This window comes from Shewanella sp. SG41-4, from assembly GCF_014164505.1.
Classification (GTDB): Bacteria; Pseudomonadota; Gammaproteobacteria; order Enterobacterales; family Shewanellaceae; genus Shewanella.
Map to the genome: position 1 here is coordinate 1 of NZ_JACJFI010000297.1, position 4,216 is coordinate 4,216.

Here is a 4,216-nt window from a genome sequence, read left to right on the forward strand (position 1 = left end):
GTCATTCCTAAGAATGATTCTATTTGTGGCGAATATAATTCACTCAAAAAAATTAATGTGTAACGATTTATAAGTTTTTCTATGTTAATCAGAGTCTTAACTTGGTGGTTTATTTCATTCAATGAAATTGGTATCGTTAAATCAAAACAGTTAGAACCTACATAGCATTGTCAATACAGTCTCCGCCTAAAATCATCACTCACTAAGACAGTCAACTCACGTGATTAATTTGACTTAGACATGCTATTTCTGGCAGTTATTGACCGCATGATGGTTGCGCAATAATCCGCTTATCACATAGAATAGAGACTTGCGTTTTTGGGTAACTAAGACTCCTGTACTGTCTTGATTTCATTAACGTGCTCTCGTTCAAAAAGAACATACTTAATTACCATGTGGCCCTACGTGGGGGTCACCACTGGAAAAGGAAATTTCATGCCTATTATTACATTGCCTGATGGCAGCAAACGTGAGTTTGCCAATCCTGTATCGACTCTTGATGTTGCATTAGACATCGGCCCTGGTTTAGCAAAAGCGTGTATTGCTGGCCGAGTAAACGGTGAATTAAAAGATGCAACGGACTTAATCACTGCAGACTCAGAGTTAGCTATCATCACGGCCAAAGACGAAGAGGGTGTTGAAATCCTTCGCCATTCTTGTGCGCATTTATTAGGTCACGCGATCAAGCAAATGTGGCCAGAAACCAAAATGGCAATCGGCCCGGTTATCGACAACGGTTTTTATTACGACATCGACTTAGACCATAAGCTGACACATGAAGACATCGAAGCCCTAGAAAAGCGTATGCTTGCATTAGCAAAAACTAACTACGATGTGGTTAAAAAGGTTGTATCTTGGCAAGAAGCTCGCGATGCATTTGATGGTCGTGGTGAACAATACAAAATTGCTATTTTAGATGAAAACATCAGTAAAGACGCAACACCAGCGCTTTATCACCACGAAGAATACATAGACATGTGTCGTGGCCCTCATGTGCCAAACATGCGTTTCTGTCAAAACTTTAAGTTAATGAGCGTTGCTGGTGCTTATTGGCGCGGTAACTCTGATAATAAAATGCTGCAACGTATATACGGGACAGCATGGGCAGACAAAAAAGCCCTTAAAACTCATTTAGTACGTCTAGAAGAAGCGGCTAAACGTGACCACCGTAAAATTGGTAAACAATTAGATTTGTACCATATGCAGGAAGAAGCACCTGGAATGGTGTTTTGGCATAACGATGGTTGGAGCATATTTTTAGAACTTGAGAAGTTCATTCGTCAAAAGCTAGGCCAATACACTTATCAAGAAGTGAAAGGCCCATTGATGATGGACCGCGTGTTATGGGAACGTTCTGGCCACTGGGATAAATATGCAGAAGCCATGTTCACTACTAACAGCGAAAACCGTGAATACGCGATTAAGCCGATGAACTGCCCGGGTCACGTACAGATTTTCAACCAAGGGTTAAAATCTTATCGTGACTTACCATTGCGTATGGCTGAGTTTGGTTGTTGTCATCGTAATGAACCATCAGGTTCACTTCACGGTTTAATGCGCGTACGTGGTTTTACTCAAGACGACGCTCATGTGTTTTGTACAGATGATCAAGTTCAAGATGAAGTCAGTGCATGTATCCAAATGGTATATGACACATACGCGACATTTGGTTTCGATAATATCGTGGTTAAACTGTCAACTCGCCCTGAAAAGCGTATTGGCGACGACGATATGTGGGACCGAGCTGAAGACGCTTTAAAGCAAGCTCTCGCCAATAATAATATTAAATATGAAATATTACCGGGTGAAGGCGCATTTTATGGCCCAAAAATCGAATTTACTTTGCATGACTGTTTAGATCGTGCATGGCAATGTGGTACAGTACAACTCGATTATGCATTACCGACTCGTTTAGGTGCTACTTATGTCGCAGAAGACAACAGTCGCCAGACGCCAGTAATGATCCATCGTGCTATTTTAGGTTCTTTAGAACGTTTCATAGGTATATTGATAGAAGAATACGCAGGTAAATTCCCAACATGGCTTGCTCCAATGCAAGTTATTGTAATGAACATTACCGATAAACAAGCTGATTATGTTGAAGAAATCGTTAAATTCTTCAAAGAACAGGGTATTCGAGCATCTTTTGACTTGAGGAATGAGAAAATAGGCTTTAAAATACGCGAACACACACTTAGACGTGTGCCTTATTTATTGGTCGTTGGTGATCAAGAAATGGAAAATAAGGAAGTAGCGGTGCGTACACGTGACGGTATCGATTTAGGCAAGTTAAAACTAGAAGATTTCGCCGCGATGATACGTCAACAGATTTCGCTCCGTAGTCTCAAATTGTTGGAGGAATAGGTCATAAAGATCAAAAGAACAGCAGGGCGACAGCCAGCCCCTAATAGAATCAATGATGAAATCACTGGTGTACCTGAAGTCCGTTTATCAGGTTTAGATGGTGAGCCGATTGGTATATTAAGTATAAAAGAAGCTCAGAACGTTGCAGATGAAGCAGGAGTTGATCTTGTAGAGATCAGTCCCAATGCTGAGCCTCCTGTCTGTCGCATAATGGACTACGGTAAGTTCCTTTTTGATAAAGCGAAAGCTCAAAAGGAACAAAAAAAGAAGCAGAAACAGGTCCAGGTTAAGGAAATTAAATTCCGTCCTGGTACTGATGAAAACGACTATCAGGTAAAACTACGCAACCTGATTCGTTTTCTAGAAGATGGTGACAAAGCGAAAGTTACGCTGCGTTTCCGTGGTCGCGAAATGGCACACCAAAACCTAGGTATGGATCTTTTGAACCGTATCAAGGCTGATTTGGAAGAGTATGCGGTTGTCGAATCTTTCCCGAAAATGGAAGGTCGTCAAGCAATTATGGTGCTAGCACCTAAAAAGAAATAGTAGGGCAACTTAAAGTAGCAAAAGTCTCTTGAGGCTTTTGCTCGCCTTACGTTTATTAACGTCCCAATGCGGAGTTTTAGAAATGCCTAAAATGAAAACAGACAAGGGTGTAGCGAAGCGTTTTAAGAAAACCGCTAATGGTTTCAAGCGCAAGCAAGCACACTTACGTCACATTTTGACCAAGAAAAGCACTAAGCGTAAGCGTCACTTACGTGCTAAATGTTTAGTTGCTAAATCTGACGTTCCAGCAATCGCGCGTCAACTACCATACGCTTAATTTAGGAGTTTAGAAAATGCCAAGAGTTAAGCGTGGTGTAACCGCACGTGCTCGTCACAAGAAAGTTTTAAAATTAGCTAAAGGTTATTATGGCGCTCGTAGCCGTACTTACCGTGTTGCTGTTCAAGCAGTAACTAAAGCTGGTCAATATGCTTACCGTGACCGTCGTCAGAAAAAACGTCAATTCCGTCAGTTATGGATTGCACGTATTAATGCAGCGTCTCGTCAAAATGGTCTGTCTTACAGCCGTTTCATTAACGGCTTGAAAAAGGCGTCTATTGAAATCGATCGTAAGATTTTGGCTGACATCGCTGTTTTCGACAAAGTTGTATTTGCAATTTTAGTTGAGAAAGCAAAAGAAGCATTAACTAATTAATTAGTTAGTACTTTAAGAGAGGAACCTTCGGGTTCCTTTTTTTATACCTACTCCCATTAATAATTTAGTTTTGCTCTATTCAATACCTTGTTAATGTTGACTAGGAGATAAAGTATCGACTGAAGCATAAAAATCACAATCAATTAGCAAGTACTTATTTAACAACTATACCTCTTTCTATCTGCGTAATGTTTCCCAATCAACGATCTATGCGTTCAATGTAATGTCTATCGTGAAAAAAACACCTACTTCGTACTAAACCTGATTAAAATTTTTAGCCATATGACAGTGTCTAACAGACTTTTACTCAATTAAATTGGCATTATAAAGACCGCTAATTGTAAAATTTTTAATTTAATACGAATTTGTCTCAACTATTAAAATTCTCACTACTCACACTCTACATACAATGGTATAACTGAATAAATTTTTCTATTTACCTTACTTAGGATAGTTGTAATGATCTTTTCTCAAGTCACACTTGCTCCAGCAGATCCCATCTTAGGCTTAACTGATGCTTTCAAAGCAGATGCTCGCCCTCACAAAGTCAACTTAGGTGTCGGTATTTATAAAGATGAAGCAGGGCAAACCCCGATATTATCATCTGTAAAAAAAGCTGAAGCTATTTTACTTGAAACCGAAAAGACCAAAAA

The 4,216-nt window shown here is 39.8% G+C and carries 4 protein-coding genes and 1 pseudogene; all 5 read left to right on the top strand.

The window, feature by feature from the left end; translation table 11 throughout:
• The first annotated feature begins 435 nt into the window (after window positions 1–435).
• Window positions 436–2,364 carry a threonine--tRNA ligase gene (thrS, locus tag H5202_RS18430; RefSeq protein ID WP_182773353.1) on the top strand — a complete coding sequence of 643 codons (1,929 nt, stop codon included), beginning with the start codon at window positions 436–438 and terminating at the stop codon, window positions 2,362–2,364.
• A gap of 3 nt (window positions 2,365–2,367) precedes the next feature.
• The gene (gene infC / locus H5202_RS18435) at window positions 2,368–2,910 is read left to right on the top strand and encodes a translation initiation factor IF-3 (protein ID WP_336244817.1); all 543 of its coding nucleotides are present in this window, start codon (window positions 2,368–2,370) and stop codon (window positions 2,908–2,910) included.
• A gap of 82 nt (window positions 2,911–2,992) precedes the next feature.
• Window positions 2,993–3,187, top strand: a complete 195-nt coding sequence (gene rpmI / locus H5202_RS18440) for a 50S ribosomal protein L35 (RefSeq protein ID WP_011496149.1) — start codon at window positions 2,993–2,995, stop codon at window positions 3,185–3,187.
• A 16-nt stretch (window positions 3,188–3,203) separates the two neighbouring features.
• Entirely contained in the window at window positions 3,204–3,563 is a 360-nt protein-coding gene (gene rplT, locus H5202_RS18445; protein ID WP_182773354.1) for a 50S ribosomal protein L20, read from the top strand.
• 459 nt (window positions 3,564–4,022) lie between these two features.
• Window positions 4,023–4,216: pseudogene (locus H5202_RS18450) on the top strand (aromatic amino acid aminotransferase); the annotation flags it as partial.

Coding starts and splice junctions, on each gene's coding strand:
- rpmI (WP_011496149.1), top strand. CDS start 2,993: ATGCCTAAAATGAAAACAGACAAGGGTGTAGCGAAGCGTTTTAAGAAA.
- rplT (WP_182773354.1), top strand. CDS start 3,204: ATGCCAAGAGTTAAGCGTGGTGTAACCGCACGTGCTCGTCACAAGAAA.
- thrS (WP_182773353.1), top strand. CDS start 436: ATGCCTATTATTACATTGCCTGATGGCAGCAAACGTGAGTTTGCCAAT.